Here is a 15,827-nt window from a genome sequence, read left to right on the forward strand (position 1 = left end):
GAGACCCTACTGTCGGCCCGGCGGAAAGACCAGATTGAGCGCATCGGGCAGAACCCGAATTTCGGCGGGGAGCGCCGCGATGATGTCGCCGTCGCCCTGAATTGGATCCTCGGTCGGCCCCTGGATGCGGATCTGGCGGCCGGCCACGATCCGGAAGTCGCCAAGCCGGGGAAGCAATCCCAGAAACAGGGCTGCCGCATACTTCAGCGCGGCGCCACGACCGGGGGTATCGAACAGGCAAACCTGAAGCTCGCCGGTTTCGAGCCGTGCCTCCGGCGCAATGACGAAGCGGCCGCCGTAGTAGCGGGCGTTCGCGATGACTGCGGAGGCCGCGCTCTCTTCCACATCGTCGATGCGGATGCTGTAGACGGGAAAATCGAAACGGCCGATCTGACGCAGCGTCTCGTAGATATAGGCGCCTTTTCCCAGACGGCGTTTCAGTCCCTTGCTGACCCGCGCAACCACGTGAGCATCGAAGCCGACACCTGCCATCAGGGTGAAACGCCGGCCGTTCGCCTCACCCAAGGTTACCGGCTGCACGGGACCGTCCAGGATCGCGCGAGCCACCCTGGCCGCCGATGTCGAGAGACCGATCTCCATCGCCAGCACATTGGCGGTTCCGAGTGGCAGCAGCGCCAGGGGCGTTGTTCCGCCGCCCGCGCGGTTCTGCCCCAGTCCGTTGATGGCCTCGTTGATCGTGCCATCTCCCCCGGCGACGACGAGACGATCGCAGGCACCGCGCTCGAGTTCCGCCGCGAAAGCCTCGGCATCCCCGCGCCGGCCGGTCGGCCGCTCGTCCACCTCGACGCCGGCGCGCAGCAGTCGGTCGAGGACGGCATGGTACTTCTGCCGCTTCGCGCCGCCGGCCGTAGGGTTGAAGATCACTTGGACGCGACGAACCGACGCCGCGCCAACCGGCCTCTGCTGCCCAGTCTGCATCTTCTGCTCAAGTCCAGACCGCAGTTTCGCCGTCGCCGCACCAAGTATTTCCATTTAATTACATCTCTATCGTCCAGCGTCGATTTCGCCATTTCATTTGCGTTACGGTCGTGTGAATTTTCATGGAAGATGTTGCGTAGCAATGGACGGCTTCGTCCATATATTGATATACGCCCTGAAACAGCAACAGAAATTGCGCGCCGGCCGCCAAAGCAGACAATAGGCAACTCGACAAGACGAGGGCACGAGATGCATGGAATGGTCGATCAGAAACGTTATCGGGCCATTTTCATTTCCGACATTCATTTGGGTACACGTGGATGCCAGGCGGAGTATTTGCTCGATTTTCTGCGATCTACCGAGTCTGAATATCTCTTTCTTGTCGGCGACATATTCGACGGGTGGCGTCTGAAGCGAACCTGGTACTGGCCGCAGTCCCACAACGACGTGGTGCAGAAGCTGCTGCGCAAGGCCCGCAAGGGCACGAAGGTCATCTACGTCGCAGGCAACCACGACGAGGCCCTACGCAACTACACTGGCGTCCACTTCGGCGGGGTCGAGGTCTGCAACGACCACATTCACGAGACCGCCGACGGCAAGAAGATGCTGATCATTCACGGCGACGCTTTCGACGGCGTCGTGAAGTACGCCAAGTGGCTCGCCCTGCTCGGCGACTGGGCCTACACCTGGATGTTATGGCTCAACACCTGGTTCAACCGCCTGCGCCGAACGCTGGGGTTCGGATACTGGTCGCTGTCGGCCTACCTGAAAAAGCGAGTCAAGAACGCCGTTCAGTTCATCGACAACTACGAGCAGGCGGTGACGGACGAAGCGCGGCGGCGCGGGGTCGACGGCGTAATCTGCGGTCACATCCATCACGCCGAGAAACGCGAGATCGACGGCATCCTCTACGTCAACGACGGCGACTGGGTGGAGAGCTGCACCGCCTGCGTCGAGCACGAGGACGGCCGGTTGGAAATCGTCCACTGGGTGGAGGAGCGCAATCTTTCGATGCTTCCGCGCAAGACCGAGGTGCCGCTGCTGGCCCCCGTGGAAAACGAGAGCATGGAAGAGCGGGACGAGCGCGACCGGAAGGTTGCGGCGGCCTAATGCGCATCGCGCTCGTCAGCGACGCCTGGTTTCCGCAGGTCAACGGCGTGGTCAGGACCCTGAGCCGTGTGCGCGAGGAGGTGCTGGCCCTCGGCCACGACGTGGAGGTGATTTCACCCGATCTTTTCCGCACCTTCCCCTGCCCGACCTATCCGGAGATCCGTCTCGCGGTCCTGCCCGCCCGCAAGCTCGGCGCCAAACTCGACGCCTATAACCCCGAAGCGATCCACATCGCCACCGAGGGCCCCCTCGGCTGGGCGGCGCGGAGCTACTGTCTGCGCCGGGGGGTTCCCTTCACGACCAGCTACCACACGCGCTTTCCCGAATACGTCTCTGCGCGCCTGCCGGTCCCGACCTCCTGGGGCTACAGCGCGATGCGCCGCTTCCATGGTGCCTCCAGCGGTATCATGGTGGCGACGGCCGGCCTCAAGCGGGAGTTGGAGCAACGCGGCTTCGCCAACGTGCGCCAATGGTCGCGCGGCGTCGATACCGAGCTGTTCCGGCCACGCGAGGATCCGGCTCTGGACCTGCCGAAACCTGTCTACCTCTACGTCGGCCGCGTCGCGGTCGAGAAAAACATCGAAGCCTTCCTGAAGCTCGACCTGCCGGTCGGCACCAAGGTCGTGGTCGGCGACGGACCGATGCTGGCAGACCTGCAGCGCCGCTATCCCAACACGGTCTTCACCGGCGTGAAACACGGAGAGGAGTTGGTCCGGCACTACGCCAGCGCCGACGTCTTCGTCTTTCCCAGCAAGACCGATACCTTCGGCGTGGTGCTGCTGGAGGCCGCCGCGACCGGACTGCCGATCGCAGCCTTTCCCGTGCCCGGCCCGCTGGACGTCGTGGACGGTCACGGAATCGGCGTACTGGACGAGGAATTGACCTACGCCATCGAACGGGCGCTCGCCATTCCGCCCGAACGCTGCCGCAGCCACGCGCTCAAGTTCTCCTGGAAGGCCTGTGCCGAGCAGTTCATGGGAAACCTGCAGCCCTTCGCGGCCGAGACATCGGCCGCCGCTTAAGGCGTCTCTAAAGAGGCCAAACAGCCTCTGCAACGCTGGCACAGGCTAGAGCAGTCCGAGTTCCCTCTGCTTCTTCTTGGAAAGTCCCAGCGCGACGAGCCGATGCGACTGGCACAGGTACTGTTTCAGCTCTTCGTCCGTCAGCCCTGGGGCGCTGTAGTGCTGAATCCAGGAGAAACCGCGCGACGCAAGGTAGGGGGCTGGACGCAGACCCGGCTGCTCCTTCAGAACCTCGTAGGAGATTTCGGACACCTTGAAGGTGAAGCGCGGCTCTTCTTCTCCCTATCCACCGATGGCGAAGACCTTGCCGCCGACCTTCCAGACGTCCGCGCCACCCCATTGAACGACGTGGCTCGTCGCCGGCAGGCCACGGCAAAAGGCGTTGAACTCCTCATAGGTCACGAAGTCGCTTCCTCACGGGTCTCTTCATCACCGGACTCAACCGAAATCCAGACTTGCCCTACGACTATAGAGAACAATTTGCGAACATACAGCGCTCAAATTCGCGACGACCCGCGTCGAGAGCTTGCCATCACTCGGTTGGGCACTTCGTCCCGCGCCGGCGCGCAAACTGACGGGCGCGCAGCGCCAAGGACTTGCAGATCGAGAGTCCTGTCACGGTATAAGAACGAATGTTAAGCTACGGCTGATATCTTTCTAAGGGCCCAGTATGCTTGCGTTGGCAGTAGGCAAGGGGCGCCCCCCGTCCTAGGTTGCTGATGTAATCGTACCGGATCGTTTTTTGAGCAGAGTTTCCACATCGACCGCCGCGACCGTGGCCGCCGATCGGCGTCGCCTCAAGCTCGATGCCGGGACCTGGCCGTTGGCCCGCCGTGTGCTTTCAGGCTACGTCAAATCCTATCGTGGTACGATCGGCCTCGCTCTAGCCGCCATGGCCGTCATGGCGATGGCCACGGGCGCCATGCCCCAGCTGCTCGACCCCATCATCAACCGCATTCTGGTCGATGCCGAAGCCTCGCTGCTCTGGCCGATCGCCTTCGCGGCCTTCACCGTCTTCGCGGTCAAAGGTATAGCGACCTACATCCAGGCGGTGCTGATGGCCAAGGTCGGGCTGTCCATCGTCGCGGACCTGCAGCGCGATCTCTTTCGCCGCGTGATGGCCAACGACCTGGCCTTCTTTACGGAGACCGCACCGGGCGTTCTGGTCAGCCGCTTCATCCACGATATCGGTCTGATGCGGAACGCCGTGTCCAACACCGTCGTCGGCATCGGACGCGACGTCCTGACGGCCTTGGCGCTCGCTATCGGCATGTTCTACCAGGACTGGGTGCTGGCGCTGTTGGCCCTGGTGGTCCTACCGCTCTGCGTCTGGCCGATCGTTCAGCTGGGTCGCCGCATGCGCAAGATCAGCGGATCGACCCAGCAGGAAACCGGGGAATTGGCAACGCTGCTGGACGAGAACTTTCAGGGCATCCGCCATGTGAAGTCCTACGTCACGGAGCCCATGGAGGTGAAGCGCGCCGAACGCAGCATCGACGAGGTTCTGCGCCTGCAGCTCAAGGGGGCGCAGGTCCGCAACCTGGCCAACCCTCTAATCGAGGTCTTCGGCGGCCTCGCCATCGTCGCCGTCATCGTCTACGGCGGCAGCAAGGTGATCGACGGCACCTCCGACCCCGGCTCCTTCACGGCCTTCATCGCCGCCGCTCTGCTCGCCTACGAACCGCTCAAGCGCCTGGCCAAGCTGAACGCCAACCTGCAAGAGGGTCTGGCGGCAGCCGCGCGTGTCTTCGACTTGATGGACCGGCAGCCGCAAGTCGTCAGCCGACCGGAGGCCCCGCCCCTTGAGATCGCCAAGGGCGAAGTCCGGCTGGAAGACGTCAATTTCAGCTATGCCGGCCGTGGGGATGAGAGTCACGTTGCTGGTGCCGGTGGCGGCAGTGCCCTGGAGGCCCTCAGCCTGGAGGCACCTGCCGGCAAGACGGTCGCGTTGGTTGGCCCCTCCGGCGCGGGCAAGACCTCGGTCCTGAACCTGATCCCGCGCTTCTACGACCCGACCTCCGGCCGCGTGACGATCGACGGACAGACCCTGCGCGACGTGGACCTGGCCAGCATCCGCCGCCAGGTCGCCCTGGTGAGCCAGGACATCATGCTGTTCGACGACAGCGTCCGGGCGAACATCGCCTACGGTCAAACGGACAAGAGCCCCGAGGACATCGAGCGAGCGGCCCGGCACGCTGGGGCACACGACTTCATCCTGGCTCTTCCCCAGGGCTACGACACTCAAGTCGGCCCGCGCGGGGTCAAGCTGTCGGGCGGCCAGCGTCAACGTATCGCGATCGCTCGGGCGATGCTGAAGAACGCCCCGATCCTGCTGCTCGACGAAGCGACCAGCGCCCTCGACACCGAGAGCGAGCGCCAGGTTCAGCAGGCGCTGTCCGAATTGATGGCCGGGCGGACGACCATCGTGATCGCCCACCGTCTCTCCACGGTGATCGACGCTGACATCATCTACGTTCTTGAGGGCGGGCGGCTGATGGAACGTGGAACCCACGCCGATCTGCTGGCTGCCGACGGCGCCTACGCCAAGCTCTACCGCTTGCAGTTCGCCGAGAACGGCGCCGAGGAAGCCGCGAGACCGGGTGCAGACGGTCGCGTTGCTCAGGCGGTGGCGGAATGAGCTGGCTGAAACGGCTGGGGAAACGGCGCGCGGTCCGGCGCCTCGCGGCACGCGCCGCCGGCCTCTATCTCAAGCTGGTACATCGCACGACCCGCTGGCAGCAGGAGATGCCCGACGAGACGCGAGCCCTCTTGACGGGAGATAGCCCGTTTATCGCCGCCTTCTGGCACGGCCGCATGATCATGATGCGCACCGCCTGGCCGGGACGGCCTCGGGATTTCCACATGCTGATTTCCGAGCATGCCGACGGTCAGATGATCGCAAGAGGCATGCAGCATTTGGGGTTTTCCACCATTTCCGGCTCCAGCCGCCGGGGCGGCCTGACCGCCTTGCGCGAGATGGGCCGCCGATTGACGGAGGGTGCGGCCGTCGGGATCACCCCCGATGGGCCGAAGGGGCCGCGCATGCGCGCCAAGGCCGGGGTCATCGCAGCCGCCCGCCGCGCCGGCGTCCCGATCCTGCCGGTCAGCGGTGCGGCGAGCAGAAGCCTTCTGCTTGGGACCTGGGACCGCTTTTGTCTCGTATTCCCCTTCGGTCGAGGTCTGCTGCTGTGGGGGTCCCCCATCACAGTACCGGAGGGCACCGACGACGCGACAGTCGAGGAAGCTCGGCTGGCGCTGGAGCAGCAGCTCAATCGACTCACCGCCGAAGCGGACCGCCGATGCGGCCGGCCCCTCGTGGAGCCCGCCGCTCCCGACACGGCACCGCACGAGCGGAAAAGAACGGCCGCCTCCTCCGGACCGCTCGTCGGGTCTCCGGACAGGCGAAAGTCGGCCTGAAAGCGGGATGCGCACACCGACGTTCTGGCAGGGGCCGAACCTCCTTTCCGATATCCTGATGCCGTTCGGCGACCTTTACGCGGCCGGCGGCTGGCTGCGCCAGCGCCTGAGCAGACCGAGGCGGATCGCCGTTCCCGTCATCTGCATCGGTAATCTCGTGTCGGGCGGCGCGGGTAAGACACCAACGGTGCTGACCGTGTTGACGCAACTGCGGGCGCGCGGGCGGCGCCCCGCGGCCTTGCTGCGAGGCTACGGAGGCCGTCTGCACGGCCCGCTGCAGGTCGACTGCGACCGGCACGACGCCGAGGCTGTCGGCGACGAAGCCCTCCTGCTCGCGCGCAAAGCGGCCACATGGGTCGCCCGGGACCGCGCCGCCGGCGCCGAAGCCGCCGCCGCCGAAGGCGCCGATGTCATCGTCATGGACGACGGCCTTCAGAATCCGACGCTCGCCAAGGATCTGTCCCTCCTGGTCGTGGACGGTACAGTCGGATTCGGAAACGGACGTGTGATTCCCGCCGGGCCCCTGCGCGAGCCTGTGACACGCGGCCTGGCCCGCGCCGATGCGCTCGTCCTGGTCGGTCCCGATCGCCAGGATATTGCCCGGCGCACGGCCGGTAAGCCGCTGCTGCAGGCTGAATTCCGTGCCCGCGGTTCGACCGACCTCCAGGGCCGCCGACTGATCGCCTTCGCCGGGATCGGACGGCCGACCAAGTTTTTTGAGACGCTCCAGAACCTGCAGGCCGAGCTGATCGGCATGGCCGAGTTCCCCGATCACCATCCCTACCGAGAAAGCGATTTAGCGCCGCTTCTCGCCAAGGCCGAGAGGTCCGGCGCCAGTCTGATCACCACGGAGAAAGATGCCGTGCGCCTGCCGCAAGCCATTGCGAGTCTCGTCGAGGTGCTGCCCGTCGACCTGGTTTTTCCTCGGCCCGCCGCCCTCGACCGGCTCCTGGACAGCCTTCTCCAGCAGGCGGAGACGCCGGCGCGTGTCTAGATCCGTCGGTCTCGCCAAACGCCTGCGTTGGCGTCTCGAGCTGATCGGCCTGCGTGGCATCATGGCTCTCTTCACCGCCCTGCCGGTCGAGCGAGCCTCCGCTTTCGGAGGTTGGCTGCTGCGCAGCTTCGGTCCCCTGTTGCCCGCCCAGCGCATCGGCAAAGCCAATCTCGCACTGGCACTGCCCGACCTAAGCCCGCAGGACCACACCCGCATCCTGCGCAGGATGTGGGAGAACCTGGGGCGGACGGCCGGAGAGTACCCGCACCTGAAGGAAATCGCCGCGGAGCCGGGTCGGCGGGTGGTTCTGGAGATGCATCCCGCGTTCGAGGCGCAGTTGAAAGCCCGCGGCAGCATGATCCTCGTCTCGGCCCACTTCGCCAACTGGGAGGTCATGCATCTGACGGCCGGCGCCCTGGGGCTGGAGGTCGTAACGGTGGTGCGCGAACCCAACAACCCTCTGGTTCGCGAGCATCTGGAAGCTTGGCGGTCGGTCACCGGCGGCGCGCGGGTCCCGAAGGGACGCGACGGCGCGCGCGCCGCGATCGCCGCGCTGAAAGCCAGCAAGACACTTGCGATCCTGGCGGATCAGCGGATGAGCGAAGGGATCGAGGTCAAGTTCTTCGGTTTACCGGCCATGACCCCGGTCGGGCCGGCCCAACTCGCACTGCGGAGCGGCTGTCCGCTGTTTCCCGCGCGGCTGGAGCGTCTGGGCGGCGTTGACTTTCGTCTGACCATCGATGCCCCGATCGACGCACCGCAGGGCCTGGACCGAATCGCCGCAACGGAGGCCATGACACAGGCTCTCAACGACAAGCTGGAGGCCTGGATTCGCCAAAAGCCCGAAGACTGGCTTTGGCTGCACCGCCGCTGGCCGCGCTCGTTCTACGAGACGAGGTGAGAGGCCCTGTCGTCGCGGCCTGAAGTCTTGCGACCGCGAGCGCCTGCGCCGCCCCAGAAAACCTAGTTAACGAATGGATGACTTAGTGAACGCTCAGCGGGGTGAGCCCCTGCTGCTGCAGCGCCGCGAAGGCGCTGTCCCGGCTGGGGAGGCTGCCCATGATTTGGCCGTTCGCCGCATGCACGACGAAAACGATCTGCCCCTCGGAGGTAACGGCGGGCTTCACGTAGGCCAGATCGTCGAGGCCCAGGGCCTGCAGATCCTGTTGGCTGACTTCGCGTGCGGACTCTAGGTTGACTTGAGACATGTGATCCACCTTTCTCACGTTTACGGCGGTCCGATTGCTTTGGCCCCACCGGTTGTCCGTGCCCGCGCCGGTCCCTGCGGTTCTTTAACGACGACCCCGCAAGCCTAGCTCGGAATTACTTTACTGGTCGTTGCCAGTCGCCTCGTTTTTCGCTTGTTTACCGCCCTGCTCGACCGCTTTTTGAGGCGCTGTTTGCGCCTGACCCTCAAGAGTCTTCGGGGTTTTATCGCCAAACGTGCGGATTTTAACCGTTTGCACCGCTGGTTCGTTGAGGGGTCGCTTGAGATCGATGTGCAGCAACCCGCGGTCCAACGTCGCCCCGTCCACCTCTATGCCGTCGGCCAGCATGAAGCTGCGTTGGAACTGTCGGGCGGCGATGCCACGGTGGAGAAAACGGCGCTCCTGATCGTCGCTTTGCTTGCCGCGAACGGTCAGCTGATTGTTTTCGATCTGGATCGAGAGATCGTCTTCGCCGAAGCCCGCAACGGCCAGCGTAATGCGCAGGCGCGCGTCGGACAGTTCCTCGACGTTGTAAGGCGGATAGCCATCGCCGCTTGTCTTGGCGATCCTGTCCAAAGTGCGCTCCAACTGGTCGAATCCCAGAAGAAGCGGCGAATTGAACATAGAGGCTCTTGTCATCTGTCTACAGGTCCCTGGCCTGCCGGCCCTCGCCGTCTGCGGCAACGAGCGCGGAAAGTGGAACGGCCGCCTCGGTCTCTATCTGTCAAGCACCGGAACGGCAGCGACCCGTCCTACGGCGTCGCCTGCTTGAAGATGTAAGAAAACCAGGCGGCAAATCAACGGCCGACGGGCTTTACCGCGTGCGGATGCAGATCGCTTCTGTCTTGGGGCAGGTACCATGACGGCACCATTCTTGACATTTGCTTGTATACACATCGTTATTTCCAGAGGACTGTGGCTTGGCAGCCGCAGGCTCTCGAGTCCCCAGAACCGAGCCGGAAACCAGGGTGATGACCGCATGATCGATTGGGCCAGGGAGATTCGGCGGCACCGAGAAGTCGCCGGCCTGCTGCAGAGCGAGCTTGCGCAGGCGCTCGACGTAACGCAAGCGACGATATCCCGTTGGGAAAGCGGCCAGCAGAGGCCCGACCTGCCCAGTCAGCAACGACTTCGTCGGATGATCTGGAGCAGTGTCCTCACCAGCGACGCGCTGCTACTGAATGCCGTCACCCAATCGCCAGCCACCAGTTCCCTGTGCGATCGTCAGGGCCGCCTGTTGGCCGCTTCTCGCGGCATCGTTGCCTTCTTCGGCTTCTGTCCGACTCCGGGAAAACGTCTGAGCTTCGATATGGAACGCGTCTCGCCAAGCGGGTATCGCATGTTCCAGACTGCCCGCGAGGCGGGTCTGTTCGACGGAGAGATCGCCTCCTTCGCCTTCCGCGGCCTCGTGATTCCGCACAATCGGCCGATGGTCTGCGACGAGATCTGGTATCCGGTTCAGTTGAACGACGGTGAAGTTCTGATGCGGGCTGACGTCAGCCTGCGCGAGGCGGAAAGCGATAGAGAACTCAGGGCCCTGTCGTCGATACCGACACCAGCTATCGTCGCCATGGATGATCTGGAAGCCAGCTTATCCTAAGTGTTTCAAGCGTCAGACGGCGACGCTGTGGCGATCCTGCACGGGATTCAGGTAGGCATCGAAGAGAGCGGCGACACAACGTACGAAGGGGCGGCCCAGCTCGGTGATCGCCACCCCATTGCCGGTCACGACCAGCAAACCGTCAGCCTCCATCTCCGCAAGCTGCGCCGCAGCGGGCTCAGCTAAATCGTCCGGTAGATCGACCTGCAAGTCGCACATCAAACGCTCGATCAAACCGGCGCGACGCTTGTCGTCCTCCGAGAGCGCAACGCCCTTGGCAGTCGCCAAACAGTCCGCCTCCACAGCCTCGCCATAAGCATGCAGTGGGGTCGCGTTCTGAACCAGACCCTGAGGCAACTGACCGATCGCCGAAGCACCGAGGCCGATCAGAGCCGCAGCCCGGTCCGCCGTATAGCCCTGAAAGTTGCGGCGCAATCGCCCCTCGGCCTGCCGCCGCGCCATCGCGTCGTCGGGCAAGGCGAAGTGATCCAGTCCGATGCGCCGATAGCCCGCCGCGATAAGCCGTTCGGCGGCGGCCTCCGCCATCTCGAAGCGCTCCTGAACGCCGGGCAACGCCTCTTCAGGAATCAAGCGCATGTGCTTCTTCATCTGCGGCACATGCGCATAGCCGAAGAGGGCGAAGCGCGCCGGCTGCAGCTCGATCATCGCCTCAACGCTGCGAAGCAGGCGCTCGGCATTCTGGTAAGGCAGGCCGTAGACGAGATCGACATTCAGATCGCGAACGCCGGCGGCACGCAGGCGTGTGATCGCGTCTCGGGTACAGTCCAGCGTCTGAATGCGGTTGATCGCGCGCTGCACCTGAGGATCGATGTCCTGAACCCCAAGGCTGGCGCGGGTCACACCCACCTCGGCCAGGGCAGCGACCTGATCGTCGCGCAGGTCGCGCGGATCGATCTCGACGGCGAACTCGGCGCCTTCGGTCAGAGGGAAGGCGCTCCGCAAGGCCGCCCCCAGCCTTCGCATATCGGCGGCTGTCAGAAGGGTCGGCGAACCGCCGCCCCAGTGCAGGTGGCTGCAGCGGCGCGCTCGCGGCAGCCGTTCGGACACCAACGCGATCTCGCGCAGCAGCTTCGGCAGGTAGACGGCGACCGGTTCGTAGCGCTGTACGATCTTGGTGTTGCAGCCACAGAACCAGCAGAGCGTGTCGCAGAAGGGGATGTGCGCATAGACGGAGAGTTCCACCTCCTCCGGCAAGGCGGCGAGCCAGTCCCCATAGGTCTGCCCATCCACGCCGGCGTGGAAGTGCGGTGCCGTCGGGTAGCTGGTGTAGCGCGGCACCATCCGGGCGTACTTCTGGGCTAAGGCCTCCGGCGACAAGCCACGTGGGGACAGGGCTGGGGCGGACTGTATACTTACTTGAGCCATAGCGAGAGGATCGCGCCGCCTCCGGCTCAGCGCGTTGACATGCCTCAACAGACTCTATTTCACCGGAAGGGCCCCCTATTTAGTCGGAAAGGACCCCCTATTTCGCCGGAAAGGCCCTGCGGGTCCGGTTCGCGAAAGCGACCAGGGACAGCATCACGGGCACCTCGACCAGCACGCCGACCACGGTTGCCAGGGCAGCGCCGGAGTTCAGCCCGAACAGGCCGATGGCGACCGCGACTGCCAGCTCGAAGAAGTTCGAGGTGCCGATCAAGGCACAGGGCGCGGCGACTTTGAACGGCACCCGCCACGCCCAGGCTGCCGCATAGGCGATTAGGAAGATCCCGTAGGACTGCAGCAGCAAGGGCACGGCGATGAGCGCGATCACCAGCGGCTGAGTCAGAATCGTTTCGCCCTGAAAACCGAAGAGCAGAACGACGGTCGCCAGAAGACCCAGAACAGAGGCCGGCTTGACGGCAGCGGTGAAGCGCGCCACCGCCGCTTCGGCAGAATCGCCCCGCCGGGCATGCCGCAGGAGATGCTGGCGAGTCAGCGCTCCCGCGATCAAGGGGACGACCACGTAGAGCCCGACCGACAGCAGCAGAGTATCCCAGGGCACCGCGATATCGGTCACACCCAACAGCAACGCCACCAGCGGTGCGAAGGCGAAGACCATGATCACGTCGTTCACCGAAACCTGCACGAGCGTGTAGGTCGGGTCGCCCCGAGTCAGCTGAGACCAGACAAACACCATCGCCGTACAGGGGGCAGCCCCCAGCAGGATCAGGCCGGCGATGTACTGCTGTGCATCGGCGGGCGCGATCAGGTCGGCGAAAACCACCTCGAAGAAAAGAACGCCCAGGCCGGCCATGGTGAAGGGCTTGATCAGCCAGTTGACCACGATGGTGATCGCCAAGCCCTTAGGCCGGTCACCGACATGCCGCAAGCTGGCAAAGTCGACGTTCACCATCATGGGATAGACCATCGCCCAGATCAGCAAGGCTACCGGCAGGTTTACGGAAGCGACCTCCCATCCCGCCAGGATCACGAAAACCCCGGGTACGAGATTGCCAAGCAGCAGCCCCGTGCCGATGGACAGAGCGACCCAGACGCTCAGCCACTTCTCGAAGACGCCGATGCCGCCGGGTGCGGTCGCGGCAAGGGAGCTTTCAGCCGGCATAGTGGAGATCCCGGAAGCGAAGGGTCAGGTTCGCGGTTCGAGCGCGACGACATTGGCCTCGCCGATCTCGTCCAAACGGTTCTGGAGGCTCAGCTTGTCGAGCGACGCCATCGGCAGGTTGACGAAAACGTCGATGCGTCGTTCCAGCAAACGGAACGCCTCCAGGAAGGCGAAGCGCTTCTCAGCCTCCGAGCCGGTTGCGGCCGCCGGATCGGGCAGTCCCCAGTGAGCCGTCATGGGCTGGCCGGGCCAGATGGGGCAGACTTCGTCGGCCGCCTGGTCGCAGACGGTAAAGACAAAATCCATCTTGGGGGCCTTGTTACCTGCGAAAACATCCCAGGACTTCGAGGTCAACCCGGAGACCGGATGGTTTTGGCGGCTCAAAAGATCGAGTGCATAGGGATGAACGACGCCCTTCGGGTGGCTGCCGGCGCTGTAGCCGACGAAACCGCCGTAGCCGATGCGATTGAGAATCGCCTCTGCGAGGATGCTGCGCGCGGAGTTGCCCGTGCAGAGAAACAGAACGTTCTTGGCCGAACGCGTCATGCCACTTCGCTCGTATCGACCGGCACGGCTGTCGCCTGTCCGCGAGAGACCTCCGGTTTGCAGATCTCGGGATGGCCGTTGCAGCAGTCCTGCATCAGGAACTCCAGCAGTCGGCGCATGCCTTCATAGTGAGTCGCGTAGAAGATCTGCCTGCTTTCCCGGCGGGACAGCAGAAGCCCGGCACGCTCCAACTCGCGCAGATGAAAAGACAGAGTCGCAGGCGGAACATCAACGGCCTGCGCAATCTCGCCGGCCGGCCGGCCATTGGGGCCAGCCTGAACCAAGAGTCGAAAAACCCTCAGCCGCGTCTCCTGGGCCAGCGCGGCCAGAGCCTCGATCGCGTCTTTATTTTCCATTATTTGACAGTAGTCGAAATTTGAGTGGGAAACAAGGGCCGGTGCCAGGCACATCTCGAAGAAGCGACCGGCACGGCACGGCAAAGCACAGGAAGGGGCGGGAATCATCGCTCCGGCGACGGAGCGACCGCGGGGCCCTCAGCTATCGGCTACGCCGAGTAAACAGCAGGTGACCCGGCTCGAAACTACGCAGGTGATCGAGTCGATCCACCTTGGCATGGACCGCTTCGCCGCTGATGTAGCTAAAGTTGGCGCAGAACGCATTGATCGCCAGGCTGCGGGACGGCACCCCGTGGAGGAACGTCTCGATACGCAGCCCCTTCATCTTCCTCGCGAAAGCATCGAGACACTTCATCATCTCCGACTCGTCGGCGAGCGACTCGTCGAGTTTCTGCCCCAGCGCATCGATACCGGTGTATTCCAGGTCGGGCAGATGCGGCGCCTGCAGATCTGCACGCCAGTAGACGCCTCGACCCAGAGGTTTGAGACTTCGGACGATAGCTTGAACGCGGATCGGCGTCACATCCGACGGCGCCGAGATCACCTCGTAGGTCAAGAAAGACCGCCAACACTTCGGCAGAGCCTCGCAGAAAGCGAGATACTCCCGCCGCACCCTGCTCGATGCCAAAGTCGCGAAATGAACCGGGCAGATCACCGGAAACCTTTTGTCCTCGACCTCAAGGCGCTCGTAGTTACAGGCAATGTCATAGAGAGATGCGAAATCGAGTTCCAACGTCCGCGCTGGGTCGTCAGTCTCTTCGAGTCTGTCGAAGACTCGATCGGTCAAGCGCTCCGGTAGGAAAGCGAGCAGCGCGTTGCTTCGGACGTTCCAAACCGGCCAGTAGAGAAACTGGGCCTGTACGGCATCCAGAAAGCTGGGGCTGCGATGAAGACTGCGCATCCCGGATTTCGGACTCGCCCCGTCCGACGGGGTCTCGTCCGCTCGCTCGGAGTCGATCGCGACCTGGGGCGCGACCGGAGGCGTGACCGCCTCATCGCGAGACCTGTTGGCCTGTTCGAACAGTGCGGATACGGCACCGAAGTCGAATTCGCCACGCCCGACAAGATGCCTCTCTACGTCGACGACGAACCTGTCGACACTGATGAACGAGGCGATCTCGTCATAGTTCTGCAACCGGGCCTCTATCTCCTTGGCGATCAACGAGACTCTTGCGCGCGCGTCGTATCCGGACGCGTTCGGTAGGATCAGGAGAAAGCGATGGTTCCCTTGGTCCTTGAAGCGGTCCTCCTCGGTCATGCGGGTTCGAAAGACCGTCTCGACCGCCTCCTGAACGCGCGCCTGGAAGTGCGCGTAGCGTTCGCCTAAGGCTTCACGCTGATCGGCGAGCCCGTTGACCACCAGAAGCCCGGCACCAACCACCGGCTGACCGTCCGAAACGCCCTCCTGATCGTCAGTGGCTGTGTCGTTCCAAGGTGCGCGCGTAGACACCTCCGGCTCTCGCGCTAGTGGTTCAAGAGTCTCATTTGCGACCTGGGTTTGGTGGAAGACCGTCGGCGACCTCTTGAACAGCGCCCTAAGGTTGCTGCTGATCTGGGTATGAGGGGCGCCCCAAATTGTCTGATTCTTGACAGTTGCATTGGTCATGATTGGATCTTCGGTCGAACGGTCAGCCAGCTGAGCTTGAGGGAGAGTTGTCTGCGCGAGAGGGGATCAGCGCGTTCACGCAAGCTTCAAGCTCGTGAAAGTTGATCGGCTTCTGCAAAATACGATTGGCGCCGAGGCGCTCAGCGAAGCCGAGAAACGTCAGATCGCCGCTGACACCGCCACCTGATATCGCGATTAGAGGCAGATCGGGGTTCGAGGCGCGGATCTCGTGAATCGTCTCCGTACCTTCCTTGTTCGGCATCAGGATGTCCGTAATCACGAGACAGGGATCCTCGGATTGCAAAAGAGCGATTCCCTGCTCTCCGTCCCCTGCCTCAACTACGTTGCAATCGAGATCAATCAGCATCTCACGCAGAGTCTCTCGTACGAGATCGTCATCTTCGATCAAAAGAATTTTGGTCATGAATGATCTCCCGGGCACGAAGACATCACCAAAGCGACGAGC

General features: G+C 63.6%; 18 protein-coding genes. 7 read left to right on the forward strand and 11 right to left on the reverse strand.

All coding sequences use genetic code 11. The features are described 5' to 3' along the window. Positions 1–6: 6 nt before the first annotated feature. A complete protein-coding gene (locus ACO054_RS15830; RefSeq protein WP_421707547.1) occupies positions 7–993 on the reverse strand; it encodes a diacylglycerol/lipid kinase family protein in 987 nt (328 codons plus the stop codon). A gap of 204 nt (positions 994–1,197) precedes the next feature. On the opposite strand from ACO054_RS15830, the gene ACO054_RS15835 reads away from it, so the two are divergent. After that, the gene (locus ACO054_RS15835) at positions 1,198–2,049 is read left to right on the forward strand and encodes a UDP-2,3-diacylglucosamine diphosphatase (protein WP_421707548.1); all 852 of its coding nucleotides are present in this window, start codon (positions 1,198–1,200) and stop codon (positions 2,047–2,049) included. Next, positions 2,049–3,071, forward strand: a complete 1,023-nt coding sequence (locus ACO054_RS15840; protein ID WP_421707549.1) for a glycosyltransferase family 4 protein — start codon at positions 2,049–2,051, stop codon at positions 3,069–3,071. The genes ACO054_RS15835 and ACO054_RS15840 overlap by 1 nt, the downstream gene beginning before the upstream one ends. Before the next feature lie 45 nt (positions 3,072–3,116). On the opposite strand, the gene ACO054_RS15845 is transcribed toward ACO054_RS15840, so the two are convergent. Together ACO054_RS15845 and ACO054_RS15850 are read right to left on the reverse strand one after the other, a co-directional pair. Further along, complete coding sequence (locus ACO054_RS15845) at positions 3,117–3,323, reverse strand: MmcQ/YjbR family DNA-binding protein (protein WP_421707550.1); 207 nt, start codon at positions 3,321–3,323, stop codon at positions 3,117–3,119. Between the two features lie 30 nt (positions 3,324–3,353). Beyond that, positions 3,354–3,473, reverse strand: a complete 120-nt coding sequence (locus tag ACO054_RS15850) for an MmcQ/YjbR family DNA-binding protein (RefSeq protein ID WP_421707551.1) — start codon at positions 3,471–3,473, stop codon at positions 3,354–3,356. 340 nt (positions 3,474–3,813) lie between these two features. Between ACO054_RS15850 and ACO054_RS15855 the strand changes: the two genes are divergently transcribed. The 4 genes from ACO054_RS15855 to ACO054_RS15870 are packed head-to-tail and all read left to right on the forward strand — an operon-like array spanning position 3,814 to position 8,383. Next, positions 3,814–5,709, forward strand: coding sequence for an ABC transporter ATP-binding protein (locus tag ACO054_RS15855; protein WP_421707552.1), 1,896 nt, complete (start codon positions 3,814–3,816; stop codon positions 5,707–5,709). Beyond that, on the forward strand, positions 5,706–6,488 hold the full coding sequence (locus tag ACO054_RS15860) for a lysophospholipid acyltransferase family protein (RefSeq protein ID WP_421707553.1): 783 nt from the start codon (positions 5,706–5,708) through the stop codon (positions 6,486–6,488). Before ACO054_RS15855 ends, ACO054_RS15860 begins: the two co-directional genes overlap by 4 nt. Before the next feature lie 7 nt (positions 6,489–6,495). Beyond that, the gene (lpxK, locus tag ACO054_RS15865) at positions 6,496–7,482 is read left to right on the forward strand and encodes a tetraacyldisaccharide 4'-kinase (protein ID WP_421707554.1); all 987 of its coding nucleotides are present in this window, start codon (positions 6,496–6,498) and stop codon (positions 7,480–7,482) included. Then, positions 7,475–8,383: a lysophospholipid acyltransferase family protein gene (locus ACO054_RS15870; protein ID WP_421707555.1), complete on the forward strand. Its 909-nt coding sequence runs from the start codon at positions 7,475–7,477 to the stop codon at positions 8,381–8,383. Before lpxK ends, ACO054_RS15870 begins: the two co-directional genes overlap by 8 nt. A gap of 82 nt (positions 8,384–8,465) precedes the next feature. On the opposite strand, the gene ACO054_RS15875 is transcribed toward ACO054_RS15870, so the two are convergent. Both ACO054_RS15875 and ACO054_RS15880 read right to left on the reverse strand, forming a co-directional pair. After that, on the reverse strand, positions 8,466–8,690 hold the full coding sequence (locus ACO054_RS15875; RefSeq protein WP_421707556.1) for a DUF1150 family protein: 225 nt from the start codon (positions 8,688–8,690) through the stop codon (positions 8,466–8,468). Between the two features lie 120 nt (positions 8,691–8,810). Then, entirely contained in the window at positions 8,811–9,314 is a 504-nt protein-coding gene (locus ACO054_RS15880; RefSeq protein WP_421707557.1) for an Hsp20 family protein, read from the reverse strand. Between the two features lie 235 nt (positions 9,315–9,549). On the opposite strand from ACO054_RS15880, the gene ACO054_RS15885 reads away from it, so the two are divergent. After that, a complete protein-coding gene (locus tag ACO054_RS15885) occupies positions 9,550–10,290 on the forward strand; it encodes a helix-turn-helix domain-containing protein (RefSeq protein ID WP_421707558.1) in 741 nt (246 codons plus the stop codon). 12 nt (positions 10,291–10,302) lie between these two features. Here the strand turns inward: ACO054_RS15885 and hemN are convergent, their stop codons facing one another. From hemN to ACO054_RS15915, 6 genes are all read right to left on the reverse strand, one after another. Next, the gene (hemN, locus tag ACO054_RS15890; RefSeq protein ID WP_421707559.1) at positions 10,303–11,676 is read right to left on the reverse strand and encodes an oxygen-independent coproporphyrinogen III oxidase; all 1,374 of its coding nucleotides are present in this window, start codon (positions 11,674–11,676) and stop codon (positions 10,303–10,305) included. A 97-nt stretch (positions 11,677–11,773) separates the two neighbouring features. Then, positions 11,774–12,853, reverse strand: coding sequence for an ACR3 family arsenite efflux transporter (gene arsB, locus ACO054_RS15895; protein ID WP_421707560.1), 1,080 nt, complete (start codon positions 12,851–12,853; stop codon positions 11,774–11,776). A gap of 24 nt (positions 12,854–12,877) precedes the next feature. Then, positions 12,878–13,399: an arsenate reductase ArsC gene (locus tag ACO054_RS15900; protein WP_421707561.1), complete on the reverse strand. Its 522-nt coding sequence runs from the start codon at positions 13,397–13,399 to the stop codon at positions 12,878–12,880. Beyond that, positions 13,396–13,755, reverse strand: a complete 360-nt coding sequence (locus ACO054_RS15905; protein ID WP_421707562.1) for an ArsR/SmtB family transcription factor — start codon at positions 13,753–13,755, stop codon at positions 13,396–13,398. Before ACO054_RS15905 ends, ACO054_RS15900 begins: the two co-directional genes overlap by 4 nt. Positions 13,756–13,897: 142 nt before the next feature. After that, positions 13,898–15,205, reverse strand: a complete 1,308-nt coding sequence (locus tag ACO054_RS15910; protein WP_421707563.1) for a hypothetical protein — start codon at positions 15,203–15,205, stop codon at positions 13,898–13,900. Between the two features lie 178 nt (positions 15,206–15,383). Continuing rightward, positions 15,384–15,785, reverse strand: a complete 402-nt coding sequence (locus ACO054_RS15915) for a response regulator (RefSeq protein ID WP_421707564.1) — start codon at positions 15,783–15,785, stop codon at positions 15,384–15,386. Positions 15,786–15,827: the final 42 nt, after the last annotated feature.

The sequence above is a fragment of the Algihabitans sp. genome (assembly GCF_965226985.1).
GTDB lineage: Bacteria > Pseudomonadota > Alphaproteobacteria > Kiloniellales > DSM-21159 > Algihabitans.